This window comes from Arthrobacter sp. R-11, from assembly GCF_049913155.1.
Taxonomy (GTDB): Bacteria; Actinomycetota; Actinomycetes; order Actinomycetales; family Micrococcaceae; genus Arthrobacter.
Genome location: NZ_CP183979.1, coordinates 1,412,940 through 1,427,179, shown reverse-complemented (window position 1 = coordinate 1,427,179; position 14,240 = coordinate 1,412,940). Strand labels below are relative to the sequence as shown.

Annotated in this window: 12 protein-coding genes; 7 read left to right on the top strand and 5 right to left on the bottom strand. The window is 67.2% G+C overall.

The window, feature by feature from the left end:
* Window positions 1-2: 2 nt before the first annotated feature.
* Together ACN9M4_RS06275 and ACN9M4_RS06270 are read left to right on the top strand one after the other, a co-directional pair.
* A complete protein-coding gene (locus ACN9M4_RS06275) occupies window positions 3-1,046 on the top strand; it encodes a zinc-dependent alcohol dehydrogenase (protein ID WP_426302690.1) in 1,044 nt (347 codons plus the stop codon).
* Between the two features lie 63 nt (window positions 1,047-1,109).
* Window positions 1,110-2,141, top strand: a complete 1,032-nt coding sequence (locus ACN9M4_RS06270) for a 2-keto-3-deoxygluconate permease (RefSeq protein WP_426302689.1) — start codon at window positions 1,110-1,112, stop codon at window positions 2,139-2,141.
* A 233-nt stretch (window positions 2,142-2,374) separates the two neighbouring features.
* Here the strand turns inward: ACN9M4_RS06270 and ACN9M4_RS06265 are convergent, their stop codons facing one another.
* Both ACN9M4_RS06265 and ACN9M4_RS06260 read right to left on the bottom strand, forming a co-directional pair.
* The gene (locus ACN9M4_RS06265; RefSeq protein WP_426302688.1) at window positions 2,375-3,220 is read right to left on the bottom strand and encodes a 5'-nucleotidase, lipoprotein e(P4) family; all 846 of its coding nucleotides are present in this window, start codon (window positions 3,218-3,220) and stop codon (window positions 2,375-2,377) included.
* Between the two features lie 155 nt (window positions 3,221-3,375).
* Window positions 3,376-4,854 carry a CitMHS family transporter gene (locus tag ACN9M4_RS06260; protein WP_426302687.1) on the bottom strand — a complete coding sequence of 493 codons (1,479 nt, stop codon included), beginning with the start codon at window positions 4,852-4,854 and terminating at the stop codon, window positions 3,376-3,378.
* 246 nt (window positions 4,855-5,100) lie between these two features.
* Between ACN9M4_RS06260 and ACN9M4_RS06255 the strand changes: the two genes are divergently transcribed.
* Together ACN9M4_RS06255 and ACN9M4_RS06250 are read left to right on the top strand one after the other, a co-directional pair.
* On the top strand, window positions 5,101-6,873 hold the full coding sequence (locus ACN9M4_RS06255; RefSeq protein WP_426303413.1) for an ATP-binding protein: 1,773 nt from the start codon (window positions 5,101-5,103) through the stop codon (window positions 6,871-6,873).
* Window positions 6,870-7,535 (top strand): response regulator, encoded by a 666-nt coding sequence (locus tag ACN9M4_RS06250; RefSeq protein WP_426302686.1) that lies wholly within the window; start codon window positions 6,870-6,872, stop codon window positions 7,533-7,535. The genes ACN9M4_RS06255 and ACN9M4_RS06250 overlap by 4 nt, the downstream gene beginning before the upstream one ends.
* A 17-nt stretch (window positions 7,536-7,552) precedes the next feature.
* Here ACN9M4_RS06250 and ACN9M4_RS06245 read toward each other — a convergent pair whose 3' ends face one another.
* On the bottom strand, window positions 7,553-8,458 hold the full coding sequence (locus ACN9M4_RS06245; RefSeq protein WP_426303412.1) for a LysR family transcriptional regulator: 906 nt from the start codon (window positions 8,456-8,458) through the stop codon (window positions 7,553-7,555).
* Between the two features lie 74 nt (window positions 8,459-8,532).
* Here ACN9M4_RS06245 and ACN9M4_RS06240 point away from each other — a divergent pair, with 74 nt between their 5' ends.
* Together ACN9M4_RS06240 and ACN9M4_RS06235 are read left to right on the top strand one after the other, a co-directional pair.
* A complete protein-coding gene (locus ACN9M4_RS06240) occupies window positions 8,533-10,065 on the top strand; it encodes an aminotransferase class I/II-fold pyridoxal phosphate-dependent enzyme (protein ID WP_426302685.1) in 1,533 nt (510 codons plus the stop codon).
* Window positions 10,066-10,093: 28 nt separating this feature from the next.
* Window positions 10,094-11,542: an amino acid permease gene (locus tag ACN9M4_RS06235; protein ID WP_426302684.1), complete on the top strand. Its 1,449-nt coding sequence runs from the start codon at window positions 10,094-10,096 to the stop codon at window positions 11,540-11,542.
* 99 nt (window positions 11,543-11,641) lie between these two features.
* Here the strand turns inward: ACN9M4_RS06235 and ACN9M4_RS06230 are convergent, their stop codons facing one another.
* A complete protein-coding gene (locus ACN9M4_RS06230; RefSeq protein WP_426302683.1) occupies window positions 11,642-12,025 on the bottom strand; it encodes a RidA family protein in 384 nt (127 codons plus the stop codon).
* Between the two features lie 56 nt (window positions 12,026-12,081).
* Window positions 12,082-12,594, bottom strand: coding sequence for a GNAT family N-acetyltransferase (locus tag ACN9M4_RS06225; protein WP_426302682.1), 513 nt, complete (start codon window positions 12,592-12,594; stop codon window positions 12,082-12,084).
* Between the two features lie 263 nt (window positions 12,595-12,857).
* On the opposite strand from ACN9M4_RS06225, the gene ACN9M4_RS06220 reads away from it, so the two are divergent.
* A complete protein-coding gene (locus ACN9M4_RS06220) occupies window positions 12,858-14,222 on the top strand; it encodes an LLM class flavin-dependent oxidoreductase (RefSeq protein WP_426302681.1) in 1,365 nt (454 codons plus the stop codon).
* The last annotated feature ends 18 nt before the right edge of the window (window positions 14,223-14,240 follow it).

Sequence of the window (14,240 nt, the reverse complement as noted above, 5' to 3'; positions counted from 1 at the left end):
CCATGCGGGCAGTAGTCAAGAACGCAGCCGAGCGAGGCGTCACCTACGTCACCGACGCTGGCGACCCCAAAGCCACAGAAGGCTCCGTCGTCATCGAAGTAGGAGCCGCCTCCCTGTGCGGCACCGACCGCGAACTCTACGAATGGACACCCTCAGCCCAGGCATTCAACCTCAACCTCCCGGTCATCCTCGGCCACGAAGGCGCAGGAACCATCGTCGAAGTTGGCCCCGGCGTGACCGGCCTCAAGGTCGGCGACCAGGTCGCCCTCGAAAGCCACCTCACCTGCGGCCAGTGCTTCCCCTGCCGCACCGGCGACGCACACACCTGCGAACGCACCGGCATCCTCGGAATGCACATCGACGGCGTCTTCGCCGAGTACGCCTCCGTCCCCCAGGACATCTGTGTCAAGCTCCCCACCGGCCTGTCCCTGGAATCCGGCGCCCTGCTCGAAGCCGCCGGCGTCGCCGTCCACGCCATCCAGCGCGCCGACTACTCCGTCGCAGGCCGGGCAGTGCTCGTCAGCGGCGCAGGTCCCGTCGGCCTCGTCGTCGTGAACCTGGCACTGCTCATGGGCGCCAGCCATGTCATCGCCGTCGACCCAAACCCGTACCGCCGGGCCCAAGCCGAGAAACTCGGCGCGACCGCCCTGCACCCCAACGACGGCATCGTCGACCGCTGCCGCGAACTGACCGGCCGCCGCGGCGGCTTCGACGTCGCCTTCGAATGCTCCGGAGCCCCCGGCACCCTGGCAACACTCTTCGAAGCCGTCCGCCGCGAAGCCACCGTCATCACTGTCGGACACCCCAGCCGCCCCGCAGAAGTCGACATCGCCGCCTACATCAACAAGAAGGGCATCACCCTGCGCGGCATCTTCGGACGCCGGCTCTGGGAAACCTGGGAACAAAGCCTGCTGCTCCTCGATTCCGGGAAGCTGGAACTGGACTGGCTCATCACCCACCGCAAGAAGCTCAGCGACATCGACGAAGCCGTCGAACTGCTCACCGGAGACGCCTGCAAAGTCCTGCTCATCCCGGGCCTGAGCTAAACACCCCCACCCGCCCAGGAACACGCGGACCAAGCACACCCCAGCCATTCACAGGAGAAATCAATGTCGATTCCCATCAAGAAAGCCCTGGAAAAAGTCCCCGGCGGAATGATGCTGGTGCCCCTTGGCATCGGCGCCGTCATCCACACCCTGGCACCTGACGCCGGAAAATTCTTCGGATCCTTCACCGGCGCATTCTTCACCGGCCTGGCACCCCTGCTGGCCGTGTTCTTCGTTTGCCTTGGCGCAACACTCGAAGTCAAATCCACGCCCTACATCCTTAAGAAGGGCGGCGTACTGCTCGGCTCCAAAATCCTCTTCGCCATCCTCATCGGCGTCATCGCCGGACACTTCCTCGGTGAAGCACCCATCGACTCAGGAATCCTCGTAGGCCTCTCAACCCTCGCGCTCGTCGCCGCACTCAACGACACCAACGGCGGGCTCTACATCTCTCTCATGGGCCAGTTCGGCCGCAAGCGGGACGCAGGCGCCTACTCCATCCTGTCCCTGGAATCAGGCCCCTTCCTGACCATGGTTACCCTCGGCATCGCAGGACTGTCCGCCTTCCCCTGGCAGGCACTCGTCGGCGCCATCCTCCCGCTGGCCCTGGGCATGCTCCTTGGAAACCTGGACAAGAACATGCGGAATCTCCTGGCCCCACTGGTACCTGCCATGGTGCCGTTCCTCGGCCTGTCCCTCGGCCTGACCATCAACCTCAACGCAGTCGTAGAAGCAGGGCTCCTCGGCATCGCCCTTGGCCTGTTCGTGGTCTTCGTCGGCGGCGCCGTGCTGCTGCTCGCCGACAAACTCACCGGCGGTGACGGCGTTGCCGGCCTCGCCGCAGCAACCACAGCCGGCAACGCTGCGCTTGTCCCCGCCATCATCGCCACAGCCAACCCCGTCTACGCCCCAGCCGCCGACCACGCCACCGTCCTCGTGGCAGCATCGGTCGTCGTCTCCGCAGTCCTCTGCCCGATCGTGACCTCAGCATGGGCGCGCCGGGTACAGAAAAAGGAGGCCACCGCGAACACACACGACAGCTCCGAGGAACGGGCCGCGGTAGCCCCCAAACACGCAGTGGAACCACAAGACTAATCCGGCAGCACGAGACGATACGTGGTGGGGGGCTCCCAACCCAGCCGTCATCGCGGACAAACTGGCGATCGTGCAGGAGACCCGCGCTCGGTCCTCGCCTCGCTAGGGCTGTAGAAGCGTTTTCTGTCTGCATATGTCGCCTTGCCGCCGCGCATCCCCAGCCTTGGGGCCGCCCAAACAAAGCAGGACGGCACGTGCACCATGTGCACGTGCCGTCGCTTTGTGTTTTGGGCTTAGGAGACCTTGCCTTGGGCTGCCAGGAGCATCCGCGACCGGTATTCCGGGGTGTCCGCCGGCTCGCTCGTGCCGAAGATGGCACGGATCCAGTGGCCGTCCGTGTTGTTCGGGAAGAGGATGAAGTCCCGGCCGAAACGGTCGGAGTCCTCGGCGGCCAAGGTTCGCCGTTCTTCGACTGACTTGACGTAGTAGCGCCGTCGGAAGTCGTTGAGGTTGTCGCCGAGGTAGGCGATGACCTCGTATTTCTCCGCGATGGCCTGCTGGGCGGGTTCCTTGTTGGAGGACTCGCGCTGGAAAACGGCGTGCTCATCGTCGGCGAAAGCCAAGCCGGCATGCCGCAGGTTCGCAACGCCGATTTGCTGGGTGTCCGGGCCCTGGTCACGCTGGGAAACGTAGAAGACCTCCACGCCGCGGCTTTCGGCGTAGCGCGTGAACTCGACGGCGCCGGGCGTGGCCGTAGGGCCGTTGTCCCGCACCCAGGCATCCCACAGCTCGTCGTCGAAGGCCTGCTTGCCGGCGGCGATCAGCATCTCCCAGTAAGGGTTGGAGGACAGGACCGTATCGTCGACGTCGGAAATGAACGCCAGCGGCTTGGCGCCGCGCCGCCGCTGCCCGACGCCCCGGAGTGCGTTGTCGAGCCGGTCGCGGGCGATGTTGAAGGCCTGCCGGTACAGCATGTCCCGCTCGGCGGCGGTGACCCGCCAAGCTACCGCTGCGGAAAGGATGTTCTGCACCTCCGGCGATGCGTCGGCCTTGGCCGGGCCGGGGGCGAACAGCGCCAGCCCTCCCGCCACTCCACCTGCACCCAGTCCCTTCAGCATGGTCCGGCGTTCGATACCCATTTGAGCCTCCTTGATCACGGTGACATCTTTGTCACGACCGCTAGTAAACCAATGTTTATTAGTGGTAACCAGATTTCGCCGGAATGTGTCAGAGATATCAGGCCGCAACGCAAAACAGGCACCCTCCGCGGAGGATGCCTGTTTCGTGCCGCGGCTCAGCCGACGCCGATAGCTCCTGTCAGCAGGCCCACGCCGAGCATGACCAGGGCGACGACTGCGGAGCGCCAGAGGACCTTCTTGTGGTGGTCGCCCAATTCGACCTTGGACAAGGAGACCAGCAGGAGGATGGCCGGGACCAGCGGGCTCTGCATGTGGAAGGGCTGGCCGGTGATCGAGGCGCGGGCCATATCGGCTGCGCCGACGCCGTAGTGGGCCGCGGTTTCGCTCAGGACCGGCAGGACGCCGAAGTAGAAGGCGTCGTTGCTCATGAAGAACGTCATCGGGATGCTCAGCAGGCCGGTGATGACGCCCATGAACGGGCCGAGCTCGGCGGGGATGATCTGGACGAGCCAGGCGGACATCTCCTTCACCATGCCGGTGCCGTTCAGCACACCGGTGAGTACCGCGGCGGCCATGACCATGCTGACGACGGCGACGATCGACGGGGCGTGGGCGATCAACTGGGCGCCCTGGTCCTTGACCTTCGGGAAGTTCACCAGCAGGGCGATCGCGGAGCCGACCATGAAGACGTAGGGCAGCGGAACCAGGTCCATGACAAGCATGACCATGACGGCGGCAGTGAGGCCGAGGTTGAACCAGAACAGCTTGGGGCGCAGTGTGGGGCGGTTCGGGTCGAGGGCGGTGTCGGCCATGGCCGAGTCCTGCTCGTCCACGAGCAGTTCGGTGCGTTCCAGGACGGCCACGCCGCCGTTGCCGGAAGCGCCGTTGCCGGACGGGCGGACACCGGAGGGACGGCTGCCGGAACCACCGCGGGAAGTTCCGCCGGCGGCGCGGCTGCCGGTGCCGCCGTCGAACGCTTCATCGAGATCGGCGAACTCGCCCCAGATTTCCGGAGCGGAGGCGCGGAGGCGGTTGCGCTCCTGGAGGCCCATCAGCCAGGCGAAGACGAAGACCACCAGCAGGCCGGCAATGAGGGACGGAACCATGGGGACGAAGACGTCGTTGACGTCGATCTTCAGGGCGGTCGCGGCACGGGCGGTGGGGCCGCCCCACGGGAGGATGTTCATAGTGCCGTTGGCGAGGCCGGCCACACACGTCAGCACCACAGGACTCATCTTCAGGCGCAGGTAGACCGGCAGCATCGCGGCGGTGGTGAGGATGAAGGTGGTGGAGCCGTCGCCGTCGAGGGAAACCGCGGCGGCGAGGATTGCCGTCCCGAGGACCACCTTGGCGGGGTCGTTGCCGAGCTTGCGGATGATGAACTTCACCAGCGGATCAAAGAGTCCGACGTCGATCATGAGGCCGAAGTACACGATCGCGAACATGAGCAGCGCGGCCGTGGAGGTCATCGACTTCATGGAGGTCATCACCATGTCGCCGATGCCGAGCCCGGCGCCCGCGAACAGGCCGAAAACGGTGGGGACGATGATCAGCGCCAGCACCGGCGTCAACTTCTTCGTCATGATCAGCGCCATGAAAACCGCGATCATGGCGAATCCAAGCAGTACCAGCACGGCCGGCTCCTAACTATGAATGGCATCACATCGGTGTGGTGCGCATTACGAATGTAGGGCGAGCTGGGTCACATCCCGGGGTTTGCCGGATTTGATTGGCATACTGCTCATTGCCAGCATTTTGCTCGTTTTGCTCAGTGATTCAATGGAGTAGAAGTCCCATCCACGCCAGCGCCGCCGCTGAAGGCTCCGCCGGCCTGGAATCAGTCCACGCAGGCGGAAAGGTTGCCCATGCCACGGCTCGCCATGCGGTTCTCCACTCAGACGCTGCTGCTGCAGCTCGGCGTCGTCCTTCTGGTGGTTTTGCTCAGCGGCGCGGTTCACGCCTGGCTGGTGTACCAGCGGATCGGCGCGGAGGCGGAGAACCAGGCGCTCACGCTTGCCCGTACGGTGGCCTCAGCCCCGGAGATCCGGACCCAGGTTGACGCGATCAGCAAGCAGAGCGGCACTCCCCCGCCGGACGAACTGGCCAAGGGACCCATCATGGCGGCGGCCGAAGCCGCCCGAGCACGCACCAGCGCCCTGTTCGTGGTGATCACAGATGAAACCGGGCTGCGGCTTGCCCACCCGGAACCGGAGCGGCTCGGCGAGCGCGTCAGCACCGACCCGTCCGAGGCGCTGGCCGGCAAGGAAATCACCACGCGGAACACTGGAACCCTCGGACCGTCCGCAGGCGCCAAGGTCCCCGTGTACGCGCCCGGGTCCGACGCCGTGGTGGGCGAAGTCAGCGTGGGCTACTCCATGGAATCGCTGAGCCAGAGCCTGCGCCAGGACATTGTGCCCATCGCCCTCACCGCCGCCGGGGCCCTGCTGGCCGGCGTGCTCGCCTCGTTCCTGCTGCGCAAGCGGCTGCAGCGGCTCACCCTCGGGCTGGAACCGGAAGAGATCAGCACGCTGGTCCACGACCAGGTCGCCGTGCTGCAGGGCGTGGACGACGGCGTCATCGGCGTCGCGCCGGACGGCCGCATCACCGTGTTCAACGCCGCCGCACGGCGCCTGTTGGACGTCCCCGCGGAAGGGCCCGACGACGACGGCACCGCGTCCCCTGCCATGGCTTCGGTCCGGATCGGGCAGCCATGGGCGGCGGCCGCCGTGCCGGAACAGCTGAAGGAGCTCACCCGCGACGCCATGCACGACGCCGAGGCCGTGGAGGTCCTGGCCGCCGGGCGGGTGTTGGTGGCCAACGCCCGCAAGGCGCTGCACCGCAAGGAAGACCTCGGCTGGGTGGTCATGCTGCGCGACCGCACCGAACTGCAGCAGCTCACCCGGCAGCTGGATGCGGTGGGAACCATGTCCACGGCCCTGCGCGCCCAGCGGCACGAGTTCGCGAACCAGCTCCACACGATCGCCGGCTTCCTGAGCATCGGCCACAGCGAGCAGGCCAAGGAATACCTGGCGAAGATCTCGGAGACCGGGCCGCTGACCTTTCCGGTGCAGCAGGCCGGGCTGCTGCAGGACCCCTACCTGCAGGCCTTCATCGGGGCCAAAAGCGTCGGGGCGGACGAACGCGGCGTCGTGCTGCGGATCGGGCCCGAAACCCTGGTCCGCGGCACCGTCACCGACCCGCAGGATGTCACCACCGTGCTCGGCAACCTGATCGACAACGCCGTGAACGCCGCCGTCGCCGGTTCCGCCACGGACCGCTGGGTGGAGGTGGAACTGCTGGATGAGCCGCCCACCGGCGAGGACGGTGACGGCGGTGGCACGCTGCACATCGTGGTCGCGGACTCCGGGGACGGGCTGGGTGGCAGCGGTCCGGAAGAAGTGTTCGCCGAAGGGTTCACGACGGCGGAGCCGCGAGCAACGGAACCGCGAGCAACGGAACCGGGGTCAGCGGAATTTGCTTCGGCGGGAGCCGGCGGCCACGGCCTGGGGCTCGCACTGAGCCGGAAACTGGCGCGCCGCCGGGGCGGCGACGTGCGGTTGCTGGACCCTGGATCCCCGGGCGGGCCGGGGGCGGTCTTCATGGCCTCCCTGCCCGGAACGACAGCCCCGCAGCAAACGGAAGAGGAAGAATGAGCACGGACCTGAGGGTGTTGATAGTCGACGACGACTTCCACGTAGCCCGCCTGCACGCGGCGTACGTGGATTCGGTGGCCGGGTTCCTGGCCTTGAGCCCGGCCGGATCCACCGCGCAGGCGCTGCAGTCCGTGCACAGCCTGCGGCCGGACCTGGTGCTGCTGGATGTCTACCTGCCGGACGGTTCGGGCCTGGACCTGTTGGGGCAGTTGGATGTGGACGCGATGATGCTCACGGCGGCCTCCGATGCCGTGTCCATCCGCACAGCCACCCGACGCGGCGCCCTGGCGTACCTGCTGAAGCCCTTCACCGCCGAGGCCCTCTCCCAACAGCTGCGCGCCTACGCCCGCTACCGGCGGATCCTGGACCGGCAGCAGTCCGTGGACCAGGACACCATTGAGAAAGCCCGGCGGGCGCTGTTCGCCGGGGAGGTCTCGTCGTCGGGCAGGCCGCGCTCGGCCACGGAGTCCGCGGTGCTGGATTCCCTGGAGCCCGGCGAGCAGTACTCCGCCGCGGAAGTCGCCGAGCGGGTCGGGGTATCCCGGGCCACCGCGCAACGGTACCTGTCCTCACTGGCGGACGACGGCGCCGTCGAGATCCAGCTCCGCTACGGCACCACGGGCCGTCCCGAACACCGCTACGGGGTGCCGGACCGGCGCTGAGGACGGCACTTCAGACGTCACGCCGAGGCGGTTCCGGATGTCCGTTCGCGCAGGAGCTTCTCCAGCAGCTTGACGGCCGGCGGCATCTCCCGGTTCAGGGTGATGAACGAAACCCGCCGCTTCCCGAGATCCTGGACGGCCGGGCGCAAGGTGACCTCGAACCGCGGGTCGACGGCGGTTTCGGTGCTCAGGGCGAGCCCCAGGCCCTGCGCCACGAGGCCGTGGATCATGTTGAGGTCGTCCGTGCGCATGATTTCCCGGGGCTGGCGGCCCACCAGGCTGAACGTCTTCTTCAGGACCCGGTCCGAGGCCTCGTCGTCGTTCCTGCTGTGGATCCAGGCTTCGCCGTCCAGCTCCGCGAAATCCAGGACCTCCCGGGCGGCCAGCGCGCTGTTCCGCGAAAGCATCACGCGGTAGGGCTCCAGCAAGAGCGGTACCGCGGAGAGGTCCGTCGACACGAAGGCGGGGTCATCCTCCGCTTCGTAGATGAGCCCGGCGTGGACATCCCCGGCGAGGAGCAGCCGCACCACTTCCGTAGGTTCGGCCTCGATGACTTCCACTCGGACCCGGACCCGTTCCCGCAGTTCGGCGATGGCGGAAGGAAGCAACCGGGAACCGATGGAGGCGAAGGTGCCCACGCGCAGGGTGACCAGGCCGGCGTCCCGCTGTTCAGCCACCAGCCTCTCGGCGTGGCCGACCTTCTGCAGAATCTGCGCGGCTTCTTCCGCAAACGCCGCGCCGAGGGGTGTCAGCTTCGCGCCCCGCCGGTCGCGTTCCACGAGGCGCACCTTGAGGTGGCGCTCCAGGGTGTTGAGGTGGTGGGTCACCGTGGGAACCCCGTAGCGCAGGGCTTCGGCGGCCTTGGTGAGGCTTCCGTGCTCCCGGACGGCGAGGAGGACGCTGAGTTGCTGGAGGTTGATCATCACATACTCACTATGTTGAACAGTACGAAAACATGATATTCCCTAGGTGATATGAGCTGACTAACGTTCATGTCATGCCCTTGATTTCCCCCTCCATCGCGCCGGCCGCGTCCCCTGCATCCGCAGCAGTCTCCCCTGCCCAGTCCACTGCCCCGTACGCCGACGCCCTGCGCTCCCTCGCCGCCCACGACTGGCAGCGCCTGCACGTACCCGCCCATCAGGGCCGTGGCGGCAACGCCCCCGGCGTCGCATCCCTGGTGGGTGAGGAGGCCCTGGCCATGGACTTCCCGATGTTGTTCAGCGGGATCGACCAGCAGGACTGGCGTCTCGTGTCCTCCGGGCGCGAGACGCCGCTCATGCAGGCCCAGGCCCTCGCTGCCGAAGCCTGGGGAGCGTCCAGGACCTGGTTCCTCACCAACGGCGCCTCCGGCGGAAACCACATCGCCACCACCGTGGTCCGGGCCCTTGGCAAGGAGTTCGTGGTCCAGCGCAGTGTCCACTCAAGCGTCATCGACGGCATCACCCACGTTGGCCTGGAACCGCACTTCGTGCAGGGCGCCGTCGACGCCGGACTGGGCTCCGCGCACGGGGTCACCGCCGAACAGGTAGAGGAGGCCTTGGCCGCGCACCCGGAAAGCGCGGCGGTGTACCTGGTGAGCCCCAGCTACTTCGGCGCGGTGGCGGACATCGCCGCTATCAGCGCGGTGGCGCACCGGCATGGGGTCCCGCTCATCGTGGACGAGGCCTGGGGCTCGCATTTCGGCCTGCACCCTTCCCTGCCGGTCAACGCCGTCCGCGCGGGGGCGGACCTGGTTATCTCCAGCACCCACAAGGGCGCCGGGTCCTTGACCCAGTCCGCCATGCTGCACCTGGGCCACGGCCGGTTCGTCGAGCGGCTGGAGTCCCTCGTGGACCGCGTGGTGCGCTCCTTCCAGTCCACCAGCTGCAGCGCGCTGCTCCTGGCGTCCCTGGATGAAGCCCGGCGCCACCTGGTTGTCGAAGGACCGCAAATGGTCGGCAAGGCCCTGGAATCGGCCGAAGCGATCCGCGCGGGCGTACGTGCCAGCACCCGGTTCCGGGACGCGACACCGGACATCCTGGCCAGCCCCGATGCCGTGGCCAACGACCCCTTCAAGATCGTCATCGACACCCGCGGGGCCGGGATCACCGGTACCGACGCCCAGTACCGGCTCATCCGGGACCATCGGATCTACTGCGAGCTCGCCACACCGGCCGCGCTCGTGCTGCTCGTGGGCGCAACTTCGCTGGCCGACGTCGGACGCTTCCTTACGGCGCTGCACGCACTTCCGCAGGCCGAAAGCGAGCCCGAGCGGATGCGCGCCCTGCCGCAAGCAGGCGAGCGCCGTCTGGGTCTCCAGGAGGCCTTCTTCAGCACCGTGGAGACCGTCCCCTGGCAGGAAGCCGAGGGCCGCGTATCCGCCGACTCGCTGGCCGCCTATCCCCCGGGCATCCCGAACGTGCTGCCCGGCGAGGTGCTGAGCGCCGAGTCGATCGCGTTCCTGCGCGGCACCGCGGCGGCCCCTTCCGGCTATGTCCGCGGGGCCTACGATTCCGCGCTTGACCATTTCCGCGTCGTCGCACGCTGACACCGCCCCCACCCCACAGGAGGACACAATGTCCGCACCAACAATCACCCATGCACCCCGCGACGAACTCGAGCGCGGCCTGAAGAACCGGCACCTCCAGCTCATGGCCATCGGCGGTGCCATCGGCACCGGCCTGTTCATGGGCTCCGGGAAGATGATCAGCGTCACCGGTCCCGCGGTGATTTTCGTCTACCTGGTCATCGGCTTCATGATCTTCTTCGTCATGCGCGCCCTTGGCGAGCTGCTGCTCTCCAACCTGCACTACAAGACCTTCGGGGACATCGCCAAGGACCTGATCGGGCCGTGGGCAGGGTTCTTCGTCTCCTGGACCTACTGGTTCTCGTGGGTGGTGGCCTGTGTGGCGGACATTGTCGCCATCACCGGCTACGTGGCCTACCTGAACCCGGGCATCCCGTCGTGGGTACCCGCGCTCATCGCCGCCCTGGTGTTGATTCTGCTGAATTTCCAGCCCGTGAAGTATTTCGGCGAGACCGAATTCTGGTTCGCGGTGGTGAAGATCGTGGCCATCGTCGGACTCATCGCCACCGGCCTGGTGCTGCTGTTCACCGGCTTCCAGAACCCGGACACCGGCACCCACGCCTCCCTGGCCAACCTCTGGGAACACGGCGGGATGTTCCCCTTCGGCCTGAGCGGTTTCATCCTCGGCTTCCAGATGGGGATCTTCTCCTTCATCGGCGTCGAACTGGTGGGCACAGCGGCAGCCGAAACCGAGTCGCCCCGGAAGACACTTCCGAAGGCGATCAATTCGATCGTGGCGCGGATCCTTGTTTTCTACGTCGGCGCGCTGGCAGTCATCATGACCATCACGCCCTGGGACCGGATCGAACCTGGCAAGAGCCCCTTCGTGACCACCCTCGCCTACGCAGGGCTCGGCATCGCGGCTCTCGTCATCAACCTGGTGGTGCTGACCTCGGCCGCTTCCAGCGCCAACTCCGGGCTCTACTCCGGTACGCGTATGCTCTACGGGCTGGCCAAGGACGGCCACGCTCCGAAGGGATTCGCCTGGACGGACAGCCGCGGCGTGCCCCGCAAGGCGGTGTTCTTCACCAGTGTCTTCCTGTTCGCAGCCATTCCCCTGCTGTTCGCCGGGGACAACGTGGTGGCGGCCTTCACGTTCGTGTCCTCGGTCTGTGCCACCTTGGTGCTGTTCACCTGGGGTTCCATTGTGGTGAGCTTCATCCTCTACCGCCGGCGGTTCCCGGAACGCCACGCTGCCTCAGGGTTCCGGATGCCCCTGGCCCGCTTCGCGCCCTGGATGGTGCTGGCATTCTTCGCCTTCATTGCCTCGACCCTGTTCATCGGGGACGACACCCGCCTGCCCTTCCTGGCCACGCCGCTGTGGTTCGTGCTGCTCGCCGTGCTGTGGCAGTTGAAGAAGAGCCGGCTGCGGCGGGCCGGGCTGCCGTTGACGTCCCCCGTGCCCGTGGTCCCGCACCCGCTCGACGACGAGCGCTGACCGCGACGCGCCCCTTCTTTTCCTAGCCCGAACGTACAGTTGAGGCCCTGAAATCGCTGATTTCAGGGCCTCAACTGTACGTTCGCGCGGGGACGGAACCTAGTTGGCGCTCTTCTGGGCGACCAGTTCGATCTCGACCAGCATCTGCGGGTCAAGGAACGGCAGCACGTGCACCAGGGACAAGGTGGGGCGGATGTCGCCGAAGACCTCGCCGTGGGCGCGGCCGGCGTCTTCCCATTTGCTGATGTCCGTCAGGTAGAGCTTCGACTGCACCACGTCCTCGTAGGAGAACCCGGCGTCCGCAAGCACGGTACCGAGCTTCTCGAGGATGTACTTGCTCTGCGAGTAGAAGTCCTCACCGACGATGCCGTCCGGGCCGGAGGCTGCCGTGGCGGAAATGTAAAGGGTGTTATCCACCTGCACCGCACGCGAGTATCCGAGGGACTGTTCCCAGACCGAACCCGTGCCGTAAGTCTTGCGCATGCCGCGCTTCTCCTGTCGCCGCGCCCGGCCCGGTGGCCGGGGTCTACGGTGAAACTTTAGGGCTGGCCCAGCTCGCGCCGGTAAACGAACAGCTTTATGTCGGTGCCCGGCACGAACCAGTCCCGCTCCGGCACGCGCTCGAATCCGGTGGCCTGGTACAGGGCGTTGGCGCTTTCCCAGGTGGCGCCGGTGGTCAGGGCGACGGCGTTGATGCCGGCACGGGAGCGGGCATGGTCCACGAGGGCCTTGACCAGGCTCTTGCCGGCGCCGGAGCGCTGCACGGCCGGGTCCACCACCAGGGTGCGCATCTCGAGCTCGTCCTCGTAGGCGATGTCCGCGAAGGGTCCGCCGGCCGATGCCACGGTCACCGAACCGATCACCGCGCCGCCGCGTTCGGCCACCCATACGTCGGCGTGTTCGGCGCGGCCGGCCACGTCCTGGAGCTGGCGCAGGTACGGGTGCTCCGGATCTCCGTAGTAGCCGGCGGTGACGTAGGAGTCGAGCGTGATGCGGGCGACGTCGTCATAGTCTGCGGGCCGGGCTGGACGGACAGTGATCGGTAATTGCACCGATCCATCGTAGTGGCGCCGCACGCGGCGGACCCCCGAAACGGCTGTTTCCGTGACCGAACTATCACCTCTGGAGCCCGACGGCGGCCCTTGCCGAACGCCGCGACGACGCCTTGCCGATGTTGCCTTGAATGGCGCCGTATTGAGTCCGGTTGCGGACCGTGAAGCCCGGTTTCCCGCTGTTTCGCGAAGATGTCGGACTGCTGGCGCGGGCCCCGGCCGGCGTGATTGATTGGCGGCCAGGACCCAGGAAAGGACCCCGAATGAGCACCCCCCGAACCCTCCACCTCAACGCCTTCCTCATGAGCACCGGCCACCATGAAGCCTCCTGGCGGCTGCCGGAAAGCGATCCCCTCGCCGCCACCAAGGTGGCGCATTACCAGCGGCTCGCGCGCATTGCCGAGCGCGGCAAGCTGGACTCGATCTTCTTCGCCGACTCCCCTGTGCTGTTCGGCGAGGTCGGACGACGGCCCGCGGGCAAGCTCGAACCCACCGTGCTGCTGACCGCCATCGCCGGCGCCACGGAAAAGATCGGACTTATCGCTACGGCCTCTACCACCTACAACGAGCCCTTCAACCTGGCCCGCCGCTTCGCCTCAGTCGACTGGGTCAGCGGCGGCCGGGCCGGATGGAACGTGGTCACCACGGCCGGGCCCGACGCCGCCCGGAACTTCGGTGTGGACGACCAGCCCGCGCACGCCGTGCGCTACGAGCGCGCCGCCGAGTTCATCGAGGTCGCCCAGAAGCTCTGGGACAGCTGGGACGACGACGCGATCGTCGCAGACAAGGCAGAGGGCGTGTGGGGCGACGCCGGAAGGATCCGCACCATCGACCACGAGGGCAAGCACTTCCGGGTCCGGGGTCCCCTGAACGTACCGCGCTCCCCGCAGGGCCACCCGCTGGTCGTGCAGGCCGGTTCGTCCGAGAACGGCAAGAACCTCGCCGCCCGCTACGCCGAGGCGGTCTTCACGGCGCACCAGACCCTGGCGGACGCCCAGGCGTTCTACGCCGACCTCAAGGCCCGTACGGCCGCCGTCGGGCGCGACCCGGAAGGCATCAAGATCCTCCCGGGCATCGTCCCGGTGATTGGCGCCAGCGAGGCCGAGGCCCTGAAGCTGGAGCGGGAGCTGGATGAACTGATCAAGCCCGAGTACGCCCGCGAACAGCTGGCCAAGACCCTCCGCGTGGCCCCCGAGGACCTGCCCCTGGACCGCCAGTTGCCGGCCGACCTTCCGTCCGAGGACGAGATCGAGGGCGCCAAGAGCCGCTACACCCTGATCGTGGAACTGGCCCGCCGGGAACAGCTCACGGTGCGGCAGCTGATCGGGCGCCTGGGCGGCGGCCGCGGCCACCGCACCTTCGCCGGAACCGCCGAGCAGGTGGCGGACGCCATCCAGGAATGGTTCGACGCCGGAGCGGCCGACGGCTTCAACATCATGCCCCCGGTGCTCCCCTCAGGCCTGGAAACCTTCGTGGACCAAGTGGTGCCGGTGCTGCAGGAACGGGGCCTCTTCCGCCGCGAATACACGGCGTCGACGCTGCGCGGCCACTATGGCCTGGAACGGCCGGTCAGCCGTTATGCCGGGATCGAGGCGCCTCAGCTGACCTCGATCGGTTCCGGGTTCTAGCCGGAGCGATCACCGCCG